The organism is Vibrio sp. 10N.237.312.B06 (genome assembly GCF_041464685.1).
GTDB lineage: Bacteria > Pseudomonadota > Gammaproteobacteria > Enterobacterales > Vibrionaceae > Vibrio > Vibrio tasmaniensis_A.
Window position 1 is genome coordinate 17,644 of the sequence record NZ_JBFSPI010000054.1, and the last position, 18,531, is coordinate 36,174.

Sequence of the window (18,531 nt, forward strand, 5' to 3'; positions counted from 1 at the left end):
AGTGTTTACTTACATCGAAAACTTGCCAATAAGTCGGTGATGTCCATACCCCACCTATATAAACCACTAGTTTGTGGTCAAAAACAAACGGATATCACTAAGGATTGTTTTTCTCGCAATACTTTTCCTGCGAGATACGGAAAGGATTCAAACCGCCAGCATAGGCAGGTTTAGACCCATAAATATAAAAGGACAAGGCTAACTTTATACAAAGAAGTTGCGCCTAGATTTAACTGGAAGGATGTATCTATGGTAGATCAAGAGCAGAACTCACAGGGTCTGTATACTCCTGAATTGGAGCATGACGCTTGTGGTATCGGTTTTGTTGCTCATCTTAAGAATCGCAAATCTCATGATGTAGTAACTCAAGCACTCGATATGCTTGCACGTATGGAACACCGTGGCGGCCAAGGCTGTGATCCGTGTTCTGGTGATGGTGCAGGTATCCTGCTACAGAAGCCACACGAATTCTTACTAGAAGAAGCCGTAAAGCTTGGAATTAAACTGCCATCTTTTGAAAAATATGGTGTTGGTGTTGTACTTTTCCCTAAGGATGAATACAAACGTGCACAGTGTCGTGACATTCTAGAACGCAATGCACAGCGCCTTGAGTTAGAAGTTATCGGTTACCGTGAACTTCCAACTGACAATTCAATGATTGGTGCTGACCCACTAAGCACTGAACCTCAATTTGAACACGTATTTATTTCTGGCGGCCCTGGTATCACACCAGAAGAGCTTGAGCGTAAACTGTATGTTCTACGTAACTACACTGTTCGTGTATGCCTAGAAAGCGTGTCAAACATCGGTGACGACTTCTACATCAACTCTATGTCTTACAAGACATTGGTGTACAAAGGTCAGCTAACAACAGAACAAGTTCCTCAGTACTTCCTAGACCTGCAAAACCCAACCATGGTGACAGCTCTAGCACTGGTACACTCTCGCTTCTCTACCAATACATTCCCTCGTTGGCGTCTGGCTCAGCCTTTCCGTTACATCGCGCATAATGGCGAAATCAATACGGTTCGCGGCAATCTAAACTGGATGAAAGCACGTGAAGCAATCCTAGAGTCGGATCTGTTTACACAAGCTGAAATCGACATGCTGCTTCCTATCTGTCAGGAAGGCAGCTCGGATTCATCAAACTTCGATATGGCACTTGAGCTACTTGTTCTTTCAGGTCGTACTCTGCCACACGCATTAATGATGATGATCCCTGAAGCATGGCAAGAAAACAAAAACATGGATCCAACTCGTCGTGCGTTCTACCAGTACCACGCGAACGTAATGGAACCATGGGATGGCCCGGCATCAGTATGTTTCACCGATGGTGTTCAAGTCGGTGCAACGCTTGACCGTAATGGTCTGCGCCCTTCTCGCTACACAGTGACAAAAGACGACTTCCTAGTAATGGCGTCTGAATCTGGCGTAGTTGAAATCGCACCAGAAAACGTTGAATACCGTGGTCGTCTACAGCCTGGTCGTATCTTCGTTGCTGACCTTGAGCAAGGCCGCATCATTTCTGACGAAGAAGTGAAAGACGGTATTGCTAAAGCACAACCCTACGAAAAATGGGTTGAAGAGAACCTTCTGAGCTTGAAAAAGCTACCGGATGCGAACAACGAATTTAACCAACCTTCTCCAGAAAAATTGCTTCATAAACAACAATCGTTTGGTGTGAGCTCTGAAGAAGTAAACGAAATCATACTACCTCTTGCGAAAACAGGCTACGAGCCACTTTCTGCAATGGGCGCTGACTGGCCGCTAGCGATTCTTTCTCATCAATCGCAGCACCTTTCAAACTACTTCAAGCAATTATTTGCACAAGTAACAAACCCGCCAATCGATCCGATTCGTGAGCGTATGGTTATGTCTCTGAACACTTACCTAGGTAAGGATCAGAACCTACTTGCTGAAACGCCTGAACACTGTCAAAAAGTAGAACTTGAATCTCCAGTTCTGTCTAACTCTGAGTTAGAGAAGCTACGTGCAATCGATAACGAGCACCTTCAAGCGAAGACGCTGGATATCGTATTCCAAGCAAACGGAGACAACGGTAAGTTAGAGCGCGCACTTAAGCGTATCTGCCAATACGCAGAAGACGCTGTGATTGATGGCTACTCTATCATCCTACTGACAGACCGTGCGGTTAACTCTACCCACGCCGCTATTCCAGCAATGCTGGCAGTTGGCGCGGTTCACCACCATCTTATCCGTAAAGGTCTAAGAGCTAAGTGTGACATTGTTGTTGAAACGGGCGATGCTCGTGAGACACACCACTTTGCAACGCTTATCGGCTACGGTGCGAACGCAGTTAACCCATACCTAGTTATTGAAACGATTGTTGAACTGCAACGTACGAAGAAGCTAGATCCAAACGCACACCCGCGTGAGTTATTCGATAACTACCGTAAAGGTGTCAACGGCGGTCTACTGAAGATCTTCTCTAAGATGGGGATCTCTACGCTACAGTCTTACCACGGTGCACAAATCTTTGAAGCACTTGGTGTAAGCAAGTCAGTGGTTGAAAAATACTTCACTGGTACTGTTTCTCGTATCCAAGGTCTAACGATCGATGATATCGCACGAGAAGTGCTAGTTCGTCACCGTGTTGGTTACCCAGCTCGTGAAATCCCAGCTCAGATCCTTGATGTTGGCGGTGTTTACCAGTGGAAACAACGTGGTGAGAAGCACCTATTCAACCCTGAAACCATTTCTCTACTTCAAGAGTCGACGCGTAACAAAGATTACGGTCAATTCAAGAAGTACGCAAAAGCAGTCGATGACCAAGGCGACAACGCAGCAACGCTACGTAGTCAACTGGATTTCATCAAGAACCCTGCAGGCTCTATTCCTCTAGCGGAAGTAGAACCCATCGAGAACATCCTTAAGCGTTTCGCAACCGGCGCAATGAGCTTTGGTTCAATCTCACATGAGGCTCACTCAACACTGGCTGTTGCAATGAACCGCATTGGCGCGAAGTCAAACTCAGGTGAAGGTGGTGAAGATCCAGCTCGTTTCGAACGTAAAGAAAACGGTGACTGGGAGCGTTCAGCAATCAAACAGGTGGCTTCTGGTCGCTTTGGTGTAACGTCTTACTACCTATCTAACGCTGATGAGCTGCAAATCAAGATGGCTCAAGGTGCGAAACCTGGCGAAGGTGGTCAACTACCTGGTGATAAGGTTGATGATTGGATCGGTGCAACACGTCACTCGACTCCGGGCGTAGGTCTTATTTCTCCACCGCCACACCACGATATCTACTCAATCGAAGATTTGGCTCAGCTGATCTACGATCTGAAAAACGCGAACCGTAACGGCCGTGTAAACGTGAAGCTAGTTTCGGAAGCAGGTGTAGGTACGATTGCATCAGGTGTAGCAAAAGCGAAAGCTGACGTAGTACTTATCGCAGGTTTTGATGGTGGTACGGGTGCATCTCCTATGTCTTCTATCCGTCACACAGGTCTGCCTTGGGAACTGGGGCTAGCGGAAACGCACCAAACACTACTGAAAAACGGCCTACGTAACCGTATCGTTGTTCAGTCTGATGGTCAGATGAAAACACCTCGTGACCTTGCAGTTGCAACACTGCTTGGCGCTGAAGAATGGGGCGTAGCAACAGCAGCACTTGTTGTTGAAGGCTGTATCATGATGCGTAAGTGTCACAAGAATACATGTCCTGTTGGTATCGCAACACAAAACAAGACCCTGCGTGAGCGTTTCGACGGCCGCGTAGAAGACGTAGTAACGTTCTTCCAATACATGGCAGAAGGTCTGCGTGAAGTAATGGCTGAACTTGGCTTCCGCTCTATTGATGAGATGGTTGGTCAATCGCACAAACTTAAAGTTCGTGATGACATCGGTCACTGGAAGTACAAGAACCTAGATCTAACACCAGTACTGCATATTGAGCAGGCTCGTGCAGAAGATGGTATCTACAACCAGACAACACAGAATCATAATCTTGAAGACGTTCTAGACCGTAAGTTGATTCAGGCTGCAATCCCAGCGCTTGAGAAAGGTGAAGCGGTTACCGCTCAGTTCCCTATCATCAACACGGACCGTTCAGCAGGCACGATGCTGTCGAACGAAATCTCGAAAGTTTACAAAGACCAAGGTTTACCACAACCAATGAACGTTAAGTTCTACGGTAGTGCTGGCCAATCTTTCGGAGCGTTCCTTGCGAAAGGCGTAAAATTCGAAGTAGAAGGCGACGCGAACGATTACTGGGGTAAAGGTCTGTCTGGCGGTACGTTGGTACTGTACCCAGATGCGAAATCTTCTATCGTTGCGGAAGATAATATCGTGGTGGGTAACGTATGTTTCTACGGTGCAACCTCAGGTGAATCTTTCATTCGCGGTATGGCTGGCGAACGTTTCTGTGTTCGTAACTCAGGTGCGAAGGTTGTAGTTGAAGGTGTTGGTGACCACGGTTGTGAATACATGACAGGTGGCGCGGCAATTATCCTTGGCTCAACGGGTCGTAACTTTGCTGCAGGTATGAGTGGCGGTGTCGCTTATGTTTGGGATAAAGCAGGCGACTTCGAAACCAAGCTCAACGCAGAACTGGTAGACCTAGATCCAATTGAACAAGAAGATAAAGATCTTCTACTAGATATGCTAACGAAGCATGTTGAATTCACAGGAAGTGAAGTTGCTCAGTCTTTCCTAGACAACTTTGAAGTAAGTGTCGCATCACTAGTTAAAGTAATGCCACGCGACTACAAAGCAGTTCTTGAGAAGCGTAAAGCTGAAGCACAACAGGCACAAACGGAAGAAGTGGAGGCAGTATAATGGGTAAGCCTACTGGATTTTTAGAACACGGTCGTGAGCTTCCAAAAAAGCTCGATCCGTCAGTTCGAATTGAAGACAACAAAGAGTTCGTACTTAACGAAGAGTTTGGTGAAAAGATCAATACTCAAGCCTCTCGTTGTATGGACTGTGGCGTACCTTTCTGTCACAGCGGTTGTCCGATTGGTAACATCATCCCAGAATTCAATGATGCGGTTTACCGTGACAGCTGGGAAGAAGCTTGGAACATTCTAAGCTCTACCAATAACTTCCCTGAATTTACAGGTCGTGTGTGCCCTGCTCCTTGTGAAAGCGCTTGTGTTCTTGGTATCAACCAAGACCCAATCACTATCTGTAATATCGAGAAAACAATTGTAGAAACTGCGTACCGTGAAGGGTACGCAAAACCTAAAATACCTCGTTCACGTACGGGGAAAACAGTTGCGGTTATCGGTTCAGGTCCTGCAGGCTTAGCCGCAGCTGAGCAACTAAACAGTGCCGGTCACTCTGTGACGGTATTTGAACGTGACGAGAAAGTCGGTGGCCTACTGCGTTTCGGTATCCCAGATTTCAAACTGGGTATGGATGTGATTGATCGTAAGATCAACCTAATGGCTGAAGCTGGCGTTGAGTTTAAAGTGAACCAACACATCGGTGTTGATGTTAATGCTCAACAGCTACGCCAAGAGTTTGATGTGGTATTGCTAACAGGTGGTTCTACGGTTCCACGTGACTTGCCAATCCCAGGTCGTGAGCTGAAAGGCGTTCACTTTGCCATGGAATTCCTTGGTCAAAACAACCGCCGTGCCAACGACTTAGACCTAAAAACAGAAGAGCTTCACGCTAAAGATAAGCACATTGTGGTTATCGGTGGTGGTGATACGGGTTCTGACTGTGTGGGTACATCAAACCGTCATAAAGCAGCAAGCATTACTCAGGTTGAGATCATGCCGATCCCACCAGAGAAGCGCCCTGCTAATATGCCTTGGCCTCAATACCCAATGATCATGAAGACCACCACTTCTCACGAAGAAGGTTGTGAACGTCATTGGAACATCCTGACTAAAGAGTTCATCTCTGACGATAACGGTAATGTAACCGGACTTCGCATTGCTGACATCGTTTGGCAAGATGCGAAACCAGGTGAACGTCCAGGTTTTGATGAAGTAGCAAACTCTGAACGTGTTATCCCTTGTGATATGGCATTTCTAGCGATGGGCTTCTTACACCCAGAACCAACAGGTGTACTGGCTCAGCTAGACATTAAACTGGATGAACGCGGCAACGTGGCCTCTGAAGGTTATGCGACCAACCAAAAAGGCGTTTTCGCTGCTGGTGATATGCGTACTGGCCAGTCTCTGGTTGTACGTTGTATTAATGAAGGTCGTGAATGTGCAATTGCCATTGATGACTTCTTAATGGGTAACTCAAACTTAGAAGCGAAAGCTGATTCACTCATGCTTTCCGCATAATATTTCTCGGGCTAATGTCGTTGACGTTAGCCTAGGGAAAAAGCAACACCCTTCCTAACTTTTATATTTGGCTAGCACTCGATGCTAGCCTTTTTTCTATCTGGCCTTCCACTCTTTCTCAATCACTCCAGCAGTGCATGTTAAATCCCGTTAACATCTAGCTTTTATATCTCATTGATCTTCATCGACTATTTTAGATTATTACGTGGCTAATCGCGTTTACACATGATAATTAACCATGAACTTGACCTTAAACACAATTAGCTATACGTTGTAAAGCTGATGAAAATAAAACCAATCGGTTTTGTTAACACAACCAATAACGTTTTAACTAGCTAAAGACAAACTATAAGCTTATAAAAAATAACAAGTATATGAATAGTTAGTCATTTACTGTCTGGATGACAGAGAAGCAAAAGGGAGAATTGCAATGGCTCTATATGATCCTAGTCTTGAAAAAGACAACTGTGGATTTGGTTTAATAGCGCAAATGGAAGGCCAACCGAGTCATAAGTTGGTACGAACTGCTATTTCAGCCCTCGATCGCATGACACACCGTGGTGGTATTGCTGCGGATGGTAAAACAGGAGATGGCTGTGGCTTATTACTACAAAAGCCAGACTCTTATCTCAGAATTATTGCAGAAGAGAATAACTTCAAGCTCGGCAAGCAATACGCTGTCGGCATGATTTTCTTCAGCCAAGATCCAATCAAAGCGCAAACCGCGCAAGACATCGTCAATAAAGAGCTCGCTCAAGAGACCTTAACGGTTACAGGTTGGCGAGTAGTACCGACCAACACCGACGTATTAGGTCCGATTGCCAAAGATTCGGTTCCCAATATTCAGCAAGTGTTTATCTCGGCACCCGCGGGTTGGCGTGAACGCGATATTGAACGACGCCTTTATATCGCTCGTCGCAGAATTGAAAAACAGATCACCGAAGACAAAGATTTCTATATTTGTAGCCTTTCGACACAAGTCATGGTTTACAAAGGTCTGTGTATGCCGGCCGATCTTCCGCGATTTTACCTCGATCTTGCAGACTTACGTATGGAATCTGCAATATGTCTGTTCCACCAGCGTTTCTCAACTAATACTCAGCCGCGTTGGCCACTGGCTCAACCATTCCGCTATTTGGCGCACAATGGTGAGATCAATACCATTGAAGGCAACCGTCAATGGGCTAAAGCTCGCGCCTATAAATTCTCTTCACCGCTGCTGCCCGATTTACAAACGGCCGCACCTTTTGTGAATGAGACAGGATCAGACTCCTCAAGCTTAGACAACATGCTCGACCTATTCCTTGCCGGTGGTATGGATGTGTTCCGAGCGATGCGTATGCTTGTACCGCCCGCTTGGCAAAACCACCCAGACATGGATCCAGAGCTTCGTGCCTTTTACGATTTCAACTCCAAGCACATGGAACCGTGGGATGGCCCTGCGGGTATCGTACTGTCTGACGGCCGTTATGCTGCATGTAACCTCGACAGAAACGGATTACGCCCTGCTCGCTATGTGATCACAAAAGACAACCTAATCACCTTGGCATCCGAAGTCGGTATCTGGAATTATGCGCCAGACGAAGTGGCAGAGAAAGGACGTGTTGGCCCTGGTGAATTACTCGTTATTGATACGCGTCGCGGTAAGCTATGGCAGTCGAACGAGATCGACAATGATCTGAAAGGCCGTCACCCATATAAAGAGTGGATGGATAAGAACGTTCACAAATTAACACCGTTTCCCGCACTAGCAGATGACCAAGTCGGTAAGCGTAATTTTGATGATGACACCCTAAAAACCTATCAAAAACAGTTTGCAATGAGCAACGAAGAGTCAGACCAAGTACTGCGTGTACTTGGTGATATGGGACAAGAAGCGGTCGGTTCTATGGGCGACGATACGCCAATGGCAGTGCTGTCTTCTAAAGAGCGCCTAATCACCGACTATTTCCGTCAGAAGTTTGCTCAAGTCACCAACCCACCAATTGACCCTTTGCGTGAAAAACACGTTATGTCTCTGGCAACCAGTATCGGCCAAGAGATGAATGTGTTCTGTGAAACCGATGGGCATGCTTACCGTGTGACATTTGATTCACCCGTTCTGCTTTATTCTGATATGCAGCAACTTCTGCAATTAAATCAAAAGCATTATGGCCATACGATTCTTAGCATGCACTATGACCCAGCAGAAAAAGATCTCGAACAAGCCATCAACGACTTGTGTGATCGTGCGGTTCAAGATGTACGTGACGGCGCCGTTTTGGTTGTGCTTTCAGACAAAGGTTTAGAGAAAGGTAAGCTACCCGTTCCAGCAGCGATGGCTGTCGGTGCAGTACAAACTCGACTCGCAGACACCAACCTACGTTGTGATGCTAACATCGTGGTTGAAACAGCAACCGCACGTGACCCACACCAATTTGCCGTACTGCTAGGCTTCGGCGCCACCGCGGTTTACCCGTATCTCGCTTATGAAGCTCTGGGCAAAATGTTGGACGATGGTTCATTAGATAAAGACTATCGCACTGCATTACAAAATTACCAAAACGGCATCAACAAAGGCCTGTATAAGATCATGTCGAAGATGGGTATCTCGACAATTGCTTCGTATCGCTGCTCGCAGTTATTTGAGGCGGTCGGTTTGCATACCGATATCGTTGATTTGTGTTTCCGTGGTGTAACGACTCGTATCCAAGGTGCTAGCTTTAGCGACTTCCAACAAGATATCTATAATCTATCTCGTAAAGCATGGACTAAACGTAAACCACTGGAACATGGTGGCTTGCTCAAATACGTACATGGCGGCGAATACCACGCCTACAACCCAGACGTAGTCAGTACCTTGCAAACCGCCGTAAAGACAGGCGAAACATCGGATTATCAATCTTTTGCGAAGCAAGTTAATGCTCGTCCTGCTGCTATGCTGCGCGACTTAATGAGCCTCAAAAAAGCCGATCAACCTCTACCTCTAGAACAAGTCGAGCCAAGTAGCGATCTCTTTAAGCGCTTCGACTCGGCAGCCATGTCGATTGGTGCCTTAAGCCCAGAAGCTCATGAAGCGCTGGCCATGGCGATGAACCGCTTAGGTGGCTACTCTAACTCTGGTGAAGGCGGTGAAGATCCACGACGCTTCGGGACTGATCGCAACTCGCGCATCAAACAGATAGCTTCTGGTCGTTTTGGTGTGACGCCACATTACTTAACCAATGCGGACGTTCTACAAATCAAAGTCGCACAAGGTGCGAAGCCAGGAGAAGGCGGTCAACTACCGGGTCATAAAGTCACGGCAGAAATCGCTAAGCTGAGATACTCAGTTCAAGGCGTGACTCTGATTTCTCCTCCTCCACATCACGATATTTATTCTATCGAAGATCTGGCGCAGCTGATTTTCGACCTTAAGCAAGTTAACCCTAAAGCCTTGGTTTCAGTGAAGTTAGTATCTGAACCGGGTGTAGGCACCATTGCCACAGGTGTAGCGAAAGCTTATGCCGACTTGATTACGATCTCCGGTTACGACGGTGGTACCGCGGCAAGCCCGCTGACTTCAGTGAAATACGCAGGTTGTCCTTGGGAGCTTGGCTTAGCCGAAACTCAACAAGCACTCGTCGCCAACGGGCTTCGTCATAAGATCCGCCTGCAAGTCGATGGTGGTCTGAAAACTGGCCTCGACGTCATTAAAGGCGCGATTCTAGGCGCTGAAAGCTTTGGTTTTGGTACCGCACCAATGGTCGCAATGGGTTGTAAGTTTTTAAGAATTTGTCACCTAAACAACTGTGCGACGGGTGTTGCGACTCAAGATGAAACCCTACGCCGCGAATACTTCAAAGGCCTACCAGACATGGTGGTGAACTACTTTACAGGCCTAGCTGATGAAGTTCGCCAGTACCTTGCAGAACTTGGCGTAGAAAAACTTACTGATCTGATTGGTCGTACTGATTTGCTTGAGGCTGTTCAAGGCCTCACTGCGAAACAGAGCAAACTTGATCTCTCTTCAATACTCGAAGCTCCAGTATCTCCAGAAGGTCACCCACTGTTTTGGACAGAGCCAAACGCTCCATTTGATAAAGCTCAGCTCAACCAACAGATCCTTGATGATGCAATTGATGCGATTGAGAAACGTCAATCCACCAGCCTTTACTACAACGTGATCAACACCGATCGCTCTATTGGTGCTCGTATCTCTGGCGAAATTGCCAAACGCTACGGTAACCAAGGCATGGCGGGTTCACCCATTAAGTTATATCTCGATGGCACCGCAGGCCAATCCTTTGCGGTTTGGAACGCCGGAGGCGTAGAGCTATATCTGACAGGCGATGCCAATGACTATGTCGGCAAAGGCATGGCTGGCGGCAAAGTGGTGATCAAACCTCACCAAGGCACAGCGTTTACTTGTAATGAAGCGACCATCATCGGCAATACCTGCTTGTATGGTGCGACCGGAGGCAAGCTGTTCGCTGCGGGTACTGCGGGCGAGCGATTTGGCGTGCGTAACTCAGGTACTGTTGCCGTGATTGAAGGCGCAGGCGACAACGCTTGTGAATACATGACAGGCGGTATTGTAGCGATTCTTGGCGCAACTGGAGTGAACTTCGGCGCGGGTATGACAGGTGGTTTTGCTTATGTGATGGATAAGAATGAAGACTTCCAAGGCCGAGTGAACAACGAGTCGGTCGAGGCACTTTCTCTGTCTGATCTATTTATCCACCAAGAACATCTACGCGGCTTAATTGCAGAGCACTTAGAAGAGACTGGCTCAGTGCACGCTGAAGCTATTCTGGCGAACTTTGATGAATGGATTCCGAAGTTCTACCTAGTGAAACCAAAGACGGCAGATCTTAACACCTTGCTCGGCCACCAAAGCCGCAGCTCAGCTGAACTTCGTGTTCAAGCGCAATAATTGGAAGGAGCCAATAATGAGCCAGAATGTATACCAATTTATTGATGTGAATCGCGTAGACCCAGCGAAGAAGCCAATCAAGATACGTAAGATTGAGTTTGTAGAGATCTACGAACCTTTCACTAAGCAACAAGCCAAAGCGCAAGCAGACCGTTGTTTAGACTGTGGTAATCCTTACTGTGAATGGAAATGTCCAGTTCATAACTACATCCCTCAGTGGCTCAAGCTTGCCAATGAAGGACGCATTATCGAAGCGGCTGAACTGTCCCACCAAACCAACAGCTTACCGGAGGTGTGTGGGCGAGTTTGCCCTCAGGATCGACTATGTGAAGGTTCTTGTACCCTCAACGACGATTTCGGCGCAGTAACCATCGGCAACATTGAAAAATACATCAATGACAAAGCGTTTGAGATGGGCTGGAAGCCAGACATGTCTCACGTTGAATGGACCGACAAAAAGGTCGCTATCATCGGCGCAGGGCCCGCAGGTCTAGCGGCGGCTGATATCCTAGTCCGTAATGGCGTAAAAGCTGTTGTGTTTGACCGCTATCCGGAGATCGGCGGTCTACTGACGTTTGGTATCCCATCGTTCAAACTTGAGAAAGGCATCATGGAAAATCGTCGCCGTATCTTTAGTGGAATGGGCGTTGAATTTAAAATGAATACCGAAGTCGGTAAAGACGTTCAGCTGCAACAATTGGTCGATGATTATGATGCCGTTTTCTTAGGTGTCGGCACCTATAAAAATATGCGTGCTGGGTTAGACAACGAAGAAGCACCGGGGGTTTATGATGCCCTACCCTTCCTTGTTTCCAATACTTATAAGGTCATGGAACTGGATAACCCAACGCCGTTTATCGACATGAAGGGCAAAAAAGTGGTTGTGCTTGGTGGTGGTGATACCGCGATGGACTGTGTCCGAACGTCTATTCGCCAGCATGCTGCTAACGTCGTCTGCGCTTATCGTCGTGATGAGGCCAACATGCCAGGCTCTCGCCGTGAGGTGAAAAATGCGAAAGAGGAAGGCGTGAAGTTCATGTTCAACCTTCAACCATTAGCACTGGAAACCGATTCATCCGGTCATGTGACTGGCGTTAAAGTGGTGAAAACAGCCTTGGGTGAACCAGATGAGGCAGGCCGCCGTCGTCCTGAACCGGTTGAAGGCAGTGAGCATGTTCTTGAAGCTGATGCCGTGATCATGGCATTTGGTTTCCAACCTCATACAATGGAATGGCTAGAACCATTTGGTGTAGAGCTCGACCAATGGGGGCGCATCAAAGCTCCCGGCAAACAAGAGTTTCAATACCAAACCACCAACAGCAAGATATTTGCCGGTGGCGATGCTGTTCGAGGATCTGACTTAGTGGTAACCGCTATCGATGAAGGCCGTAAAGCCGCAGAAGGGATCTTGGACTACCTAGAAGTGTGATTGATATAGGGTTTTCTTTATTACTCAATTCGTTACTATAAAAAAGGATCCAATGATGGATCCTTTTTTCAATTCGATACGTTTGATAACAAGCACAACGATAAATAAGTAGAACAATCGCAAAAGAACCAATAGCGAGAACTACAAAAACAACATCATAGGAATCACGATGAAAAAAGCCGCTCTCCTTTCTCTATCTCTTTTGACTTTAACCGCTTGCAGCCAAGGAATCACGGACATGAAAGACAGAACTTCATCACCTTGTGGAGACAAACCAAACTGCGTATCAACTCAAGATGACCGTGAGCAGCATGCATTGGCCGCGTTTGAGTTATCAGATTCAGCAAACTTAGATGCGATTGAGCAGGTTGCGCTGACCTTACCAGGTTCGAAAACCGAGAGCAAAACAGAAGATTACCTGCGTGTTGAATGTACCTCTCGCATCATGCGCTTTGTCGATGACTTAGAGCTTAAGATCACTGATGGCAAACTGATCGTGCGTTCAGAGTCTCGCACTGGCCATTCTGACTTTGGCGTCAACCGAAAACGAGCGGATCAACTTCGTGCTAGCTTGAAAAGCGAAGGCTTAATCAAATAGATAAAAGAATACACTGATAAATCGTCTGTATTCGGATGAGAAGTGCTTCTGGGCAGTCGCTCGACACTTCTCTTCCATGCTACAATTTCGCTCTACTGTTTAAATAATTTTTATTAAGAGACTACACATGAAAATCGGCATCATTGGCGCAATGGAGCAAGAAGTTGCGATCCTAAAAGCAGCAATTTCAGACATTACTGAAGTTAATAAAGGCGGTTGTACCTTTTTCTCTGGTCAGCTAAATGGTGTTGAGGTTGTTTTGCTTCAATCAGGCATTGGTAAAGTAGCAGCGGCTGTTGGTACTTCAATCCTGCTAAGCGAATACCAACCAGATGTAGTATTAAATACTGGCTCTGCTGGCGGTTTTGATTCAACGCTAAACCTTGGCGATGTGGTTATCTCTACTGAAGTTCGTCACCACGATGCAGACGTAACAGCTTTCGGTTACGAAATTGGTCAAATGGCAGGTCAACCAGCAGCGTTCAAAGCTGACGACAAACTGATGGCTGTTGCTGAACAAGCTCTAGCACAAATGGAAGATAAGCACGCCGTTCGCGGCCTTATCTGTACTGGCGACGCATTTGTTTGCACAGCAGAACGCCAAGCGTTCATCCGCAAGCACTTCCCATCAGTAGTTGCTGTAGAGATGGAAGCATCGGCTATCGCTCAAGCTTGTCACCAATTCCAAGTACCATTCGTGGTTGTTCGTGCAATCTCTGACGTTGCAGACAAAGAATCACCAATGAGCTTCGAAGAGTTCCTGCCACTTGCAGCGCAAAGCTCTTCTGAGATGGTTATCAAGATGGTTGCCCTACTAAAGTAAGCGACTAGACATGCAAACACTGTTTGATCAGGTATTTGCAAATGGCGTGCTCCTTGTAATGTGGGGAGCACTGCTTTTTCATTTAATTTTACCTATCCCCCATGCCGCACATCCCACGACCTTATGGCATAAGTTTGCTGAACTTTTAGCAACCAAGGTTAATAACAATCAAAATTATTCCCAAAGCTTAATCTCAGGCACTTTAGCTTGGGGGTTAATGGTTTTACCGGCTCTGGTTATTCTATTGGCACTGCAGCCACTGGTTTGGCAATCACAACTGTTTGAATTAGCGCTGTTGTTACTCGCTATTGATTGGCGTAACAATGAAAAGCTGGCTAATCAGTTGATCAAAGCTCTTGGCCGAGAAGATAAAGCCACGGCTCGTCAGTTATTGGCGCCGATTGTTAATCGTCAAACTGAATCACTGTCATCACTTGGGCTTGGCAAAGCCGCTGCTGAAACTATCATCATGGGTTACGCTCGTAATGTGGTTTGTGTTTTATTCTGGTACGCCATTGGTGGTGGAATTGCAGCTTTAATGTATCGCCTGATTGTCGAATTAGCGCGAGCGTGGTCACCAAGCCGTAAGCAGTTCTCTCCATTTGGATCAACGGCAATCAAGATCGTCGCTATCTTAGAATTTATACCGATGCGATTGTTTGCCTTAATGATTGTATGTGGTGATAAAGCGTCTCACACATTCAAGATGATGCTCGTTCAGAGTCGATCTTGGCCATTGCCCGGCCCAGCATGGTTGATTACTGCTGTCGGCAACAAGCTTGAGCTGTCACTGGGCGGCCCTGCGATTTACGACAACACCAAAGCTATTCGAGCAAAATTAGGCGGCAGAATCGCCCCTTCAGCCCTGCACTTGTCTCAAGTTCAAAAACTGCTGTTTGGTCGCATCGCTATCTGGATATTTTTACAAAGCCTAATCTTACTATTTGTTCACCAAGGGATTTAGAGTGAAACCATCAGCACTTGTTACAAGCCTTACTATTTTGTCTTCCAGCTTATGGCTGCCTTTATCATTTGCAGAAGAAGCACTACTGATTTCAGAAAAAGTTCAACCTGCTCAACGTGTGGTTAGCCTTGCTCCTCATGCCACTGAACTCGCATACAGCGCTGGTTTAGGTGATAAGCTTGTTGCGGTGAGTGAGCGAAGTGATTATCCACTACAAGCTGACAAGCTAGAGAAAGTGGCGAATTACCAAGGCATCAAGGTTGAGAAGATCATCGCCCTGCAACCGGATCTCATTCTCGCATGGCCAGCTGGAAACCCGCCCAGAGAACTCGCGAAACTGGAGCAATTTGGTTTTAATATTTATTACTCAAAAACCAAGAGCCTAGATAACATCGCGACCAATATTGAGCAACTTAGCCAATTCGCAAGCGATCCAAGTATTGGCGAAAATAACGCTCAACAATACAGAGAGCAGCTCAACGCGTTGAGACTAAAATACAAAGATGCCGAGCCAGTAAACTACTTCTACCAACTCAGTGAGAAGCCGATCATCACTGTTGCTCAAGGACACTGGCCAAGTGAGGTGTTTGAGTTTTGTGGTGGCCACAATATTTTCGAAGACAGTGCTTCCCCTTACCCGCAAGTTGGCATTGAACAAGTTGTGTTAAGGAAGCCGCAAGTGATCTTCACTTCTCAGCACGCAATTGAGAATGGAACCATGTGGCAAACTTGGGAAGATGAGATCCCGGCAGTTGCTCAAAATCAGATTTGGTCACTTAATTCTGACTGGATTAATCGCCCGACAACAAGAACTTTGAAAGCAATCCAACAAGTGTGCGATTTCTTCGATAGAGCTAGGCAAAATCACTAACTATTTGCAGCGTTTTTTCGTACAATTCGCCACCGACCTGTCCCTACAATTTTAACTATAAGAGCACCAGTATCATGGACTCCATGCTGCTTTATATTATCGATTTATTTGGCACCGCCATCTTTGCCGTCTCAGGCGTATTTGTCGCTGGCCGTCTTAAGATGGATCCCTTTGGCGTAGCCGTTCTAGGCAGTGTAACCGCGATTGGCGGCGGTACTATTCGTGACATGGCACTAGGAGCAACTCCCGTGTTTTGGATCACCGATACCACCTACCTTTGGGTTATCATCACCACCTGTTTGCTGACCATGATTATAGTAAGACGTCCAAAGCGTCTGGCTTGGTGGATATTGCCGGTATGTGATGCGATCGGCTTAGCGGTGTTTGTTGGTATTGGTGTAGAAAAAGCACTGATTTATCAAGACTCGGCATTAGTGGCCATTATCATGGGTGTTATCACAGGCTGTGGTGGCGGTATTATCCGTGACGTGCTTGCACGCGAAGTGCCAATGATTCTAAGAAGTGAAGTCTATGCGACCGCTTGTATCATTGGTGGTACTTTCCATACCATGGCGCTCAACATGGGACACGACTCAGAAACCGCCTTTTTGGCCGGCGTGTTCACGACACTATTGATTAGGCTTGGCGCTATTCGTTGGCACTTATCACTGCCAACCTTTGCTATCAAATAAGCTATCGTTACAAAGTGAAAGGCTCCGCAAAGGAGTCTTTTTTAATCCAGCTCGCTCTGCAATCCATTCGAATGCTCTCGTGACACTTTGCGTTCACAATTTAAAATACCTAACTGAGTTCAAACCTTTAGTTTCAAATCTAGAGAATGAATGTTGTTTGAGGTAAGTTGAAACAATCATTCCCAACTTTCATGAATATCACTCAATGTTACTCGAAGGAATCGAAACTCTATTGGTGCTGAGTAAAGCAAAAACCATGAGCCGCACAGGCAGTTTGCTTTATATCAGCCAATCAGCGGTCAGCAAACGGATTGCGAATTTAGAAAAGAAGCTAGGTAAAAAGCTCATCGAGCCGAGTGGCCGACAGATAAAACTGACGCCGGATGCGATTGTATTAATCGAGAGCATAGGCCCTACATTCAATGAACTTAGAGGGCTTATTTATGAACAGCAAGAGTTGGAAGATACCACTCTCATTACTTTAGATAGCTCTAAGTCTCTGATAGCGGGTTATTTAGGTGAGATGATGGGCCAATTTATCCAGCAAGATAAATACATCACCATCACCACTAACCATACACCAAGAATTATCGAGCGAGTGCAGTCTGGTAAGGCGACCTTGGGGTTGTGTGCTGGCTTACTGCCGCCGCATCATGGATTGATGACCTTCCATCTATTTGATGAGCCGTTTTACATAGTGAGTAAGTCGCCGCTAACGGAGCTTCCTCCATTGTTGATTACCAACGATATGACCAACCCTGCCAACTCTTATCAGCTCTCAGTGTTAGAAAAGTTTGGTATTAAACCCTTGATGGAGATGGATGCCTATACCGCAGCAGCCCAGCTAGCGCTAGGAGGAACGGGGCCGGCTTTGATCCCGCTTTCTATCGTAAAAACACTCAACATTAAGCCTCAATACCTGTTTAGCTTTCCCGAATTGCAAGGATTGATTAGACCGATTCATATCTGTGTGAGACCAAACAGCTATCAATCTCCGCGAGTTAAAATACTGATAGAATCCATTGTTGATTCTGTTCCCAAAGCAGTTTAGACGCCATTAACATCGACATCACGATCACAAGAGGGCGAATCCATTTCTGCCCTTTTGTTACCACTACTTTAGCGCCAAGTTGAGCGCCCATAAAACCACCAACTGCCATCACTAATCCTAATTCCCAAATTGGCAAGCCAGCTAAAATAAAGAAGATCAATGCGGCTATATTCGATGTGAAGTTAAGTATCTTGGTGCGTGCCGTTGCATCCACTAAAGAGAAGTGACCGATAGCGACAAAACATACCGTGAAAATTGAACCTGTTCCTGGGCCAAAAAAGCCATCGTAGAAGCCAACTCCGCCACCAATACACAAAGCAAACATCGCCTCAGAGATCTTCTGCTTTCCTTCAGACGCTCTAGTTTGGGGTGCTAACAGGAAATAGAGAGAGATAGCGATAAGCAGCAGCGGTATCACGCTAGTCAGTAAACTCGCATCAATGTGCTGGACTAACTCGGCACCAATTGCAGAGCCAATAAAAGTACAAAAGATCGCGAGGCGCATCTCTTTAATACTAATGATGCCGTTGCGCACGAAATACCAACTGGCAGAAAAACTACCAAATGAGCTTTGAAGTTTATTGGTTGCCAGTGCTTGCGTTGGTGGCACTCCGGCCGCTAGCAATGCAGGTAGAGTCAACAATCCACCGCCGCCAGCCATTGCATCAATAAAGCCTGCCGCCGTTGCAACAACAAACAAGATAGCCAATATTTCTAGAGTGATTTCCATATACCCAACGCCTTAAATTCTCGTATAGCGACAAGTTACCACTCACGGCAGATGAGCAATAACGAAACACAAGATTGTAACCTATTCCAAATATTCATCATTTAGCCATCACCAGATTTTCACCAGATAACAGACATAAAAAAGCCCACTCCGAAGAGTTAATGCCGATCGTTTAAGAAGACTTGAACGATCTTGCAGTTAGCAGATAATCCC

General features: G+C 46.4%; 11 protein-coding genes. 10 read left to right on the top strand and 1 reads right to left on the bottom strand.

Features of this window, described 5'->3' with window-relative positions; genetic code table 11:
* The first annotated feature begins 249 nt into the window (after positions 1-249).
* The 10 genes from gltB (AB6C75_RS15025) to AB6C75_RS15070 all read left to right on the top strand — a co-directional run bounded on the left by gltB (AB6C75_RS15025) (position 250) and on the right by AB6C75_RS15070 (position 17,588).
* Positions 250-4,797: a glutamate synthase large subunit gene (gene gltB, locus AB6C75_RS15025; RefSeq protein WP_009848405.1), complete on the top strand. Its 4,548-nt coding sequence runs from the start codon at positions 250-252 to the stop codon at positions 4,795-4,797.
* Complete coding sequence (locus AB6C75_RS15030) at positions 4,797-6,266, top strand: glutamate synthase subunit beta (RefSeq protein ID WP_017106804.1); 1,470 nt, start codon at positions 4,797-4,799, stop codon at positions 6,264-6,266. The genes gltB (AB6C75_RS15025) and AB6C75_RS15030 overlap by 1 nt, the downstream gene beginning before the upstream one ends.
* Before the next feature lie 430 nt (positions 6,267-6,696).
* On the top strand, positions 6,697-11,160 hold the full coding sequence (gene gltB / locus AB6C75_RS15035; RefSeq protein ID WP_372108070.1) for a glutamate synthase large subunit: 4,464 nt from the start codon (positions 6,697-6,699) through the stop codon (positions 11,158-11,160).
* A 16-nt stretch (positions 11,161-11,176) separates the two neighbouring features.
* Positions 11,177-12,589 carry an FAD-dependent oxidoreductase gene (locus tag AB6C75_RS15040; protein ID WP_372108071.1) on the top strand — a complete coding sequence of 471 codons (1,413 nt, stop codon included), beginning with the start codon at positions 11,177-11,179 and terminating at the stop codon, positions 12,587-12,589.
* 169 nt (positions 12,590-12,758) lie between these two features.
* The gene (locus AB6C75_RS15045) at positions 12,759-13,187 is read left to right on the top strand and encodes a DUF1499 domain-containing protein (protein ID WP_372108072.1); all 429 of its coding nucleotides are present in this window, start codon (positions 12,759-12,761) and stop codon (positions 13,185-13,187) included.
* A gap of 127 nt (positions 13,188-13,314) precedes the next feature.
* Positions 13,315-14,010, top strand: coding sequence for a 5'-methylthioadenosine/S-adenosylhomocysteine nucleosidase (mtnN, locus tag AB6C75_RS15050; RefSeq protein WP_372108073.1), 696 nt, complete (start codon positions 13,315-13,317; stop codon positions 14,008-14,010).
* A gap of 10 nt (positions 14,011-14,020) precedes the next feature.
* Positions 14,021-14,974: a cobalamin biosynthesis family protein gene (locus AB6C75_RS15055; RefSeq protein ID WP_009848398.1), complete on the top strand. Its 954-nt coding sequence runs from the start codon at positions 14,021-14,023 to the stop codon at positions 14,972-14,974.
* A 1-nt stretch (position 14,975) separates the two neighbouring features.
* Entirely contained in the window at positions 14,976-15,845 is an 870-nt protein-coding gene (btuF, locus tag AB6C75_RS15060) for a vitamin B12 ABC transporter substrate-binding protein BtuF (protein ID WP_009848397.1), read from the top strand.
* A 74-nt stretch (positions 15,846-15,919) separates the two neighbouring features.
* A complete protein-coding gene (locus tag AB6C75_RS15065) occupies positions 15,920-16,537 on the top strand; it encodes a TRIC cation channel family protein (RefSeq protein ID WP_009848396.1) in 618 nt (205 codons plus the stop codon).
* Between the two features lie 205 nt (positions 16,538-16,742).
* Entirely contained in the window at positions 16,743-17,588 is an 846-nt protein-coding gene (locus AB6C75_RS15070) for a LysR family transcriptional regulator (RefSeq protein WP_372108074.1), read from the top strand.
* On the opposite strand, the gene AB6C75_RS15075 is transcribed toward AB6C75_RS15070, so the two are convergent.
* On the bottom strand, positions 17,539-18,318 hold the full coding sequence (locus AB6C75_RS15075) for a TSUP family transporter (RefSeq protein ID WP_372108075.1): 780 nt from the start codon (positions 18,316-18,318) through the stop codon (positions 17,539-17,541). The genes AB6C75_RS15070 and AB6C75_RS15075 overlap by 50 nt on opposite strands.
* Positions 18,319-18,531 lie beyond the last annotated feature (213 nt).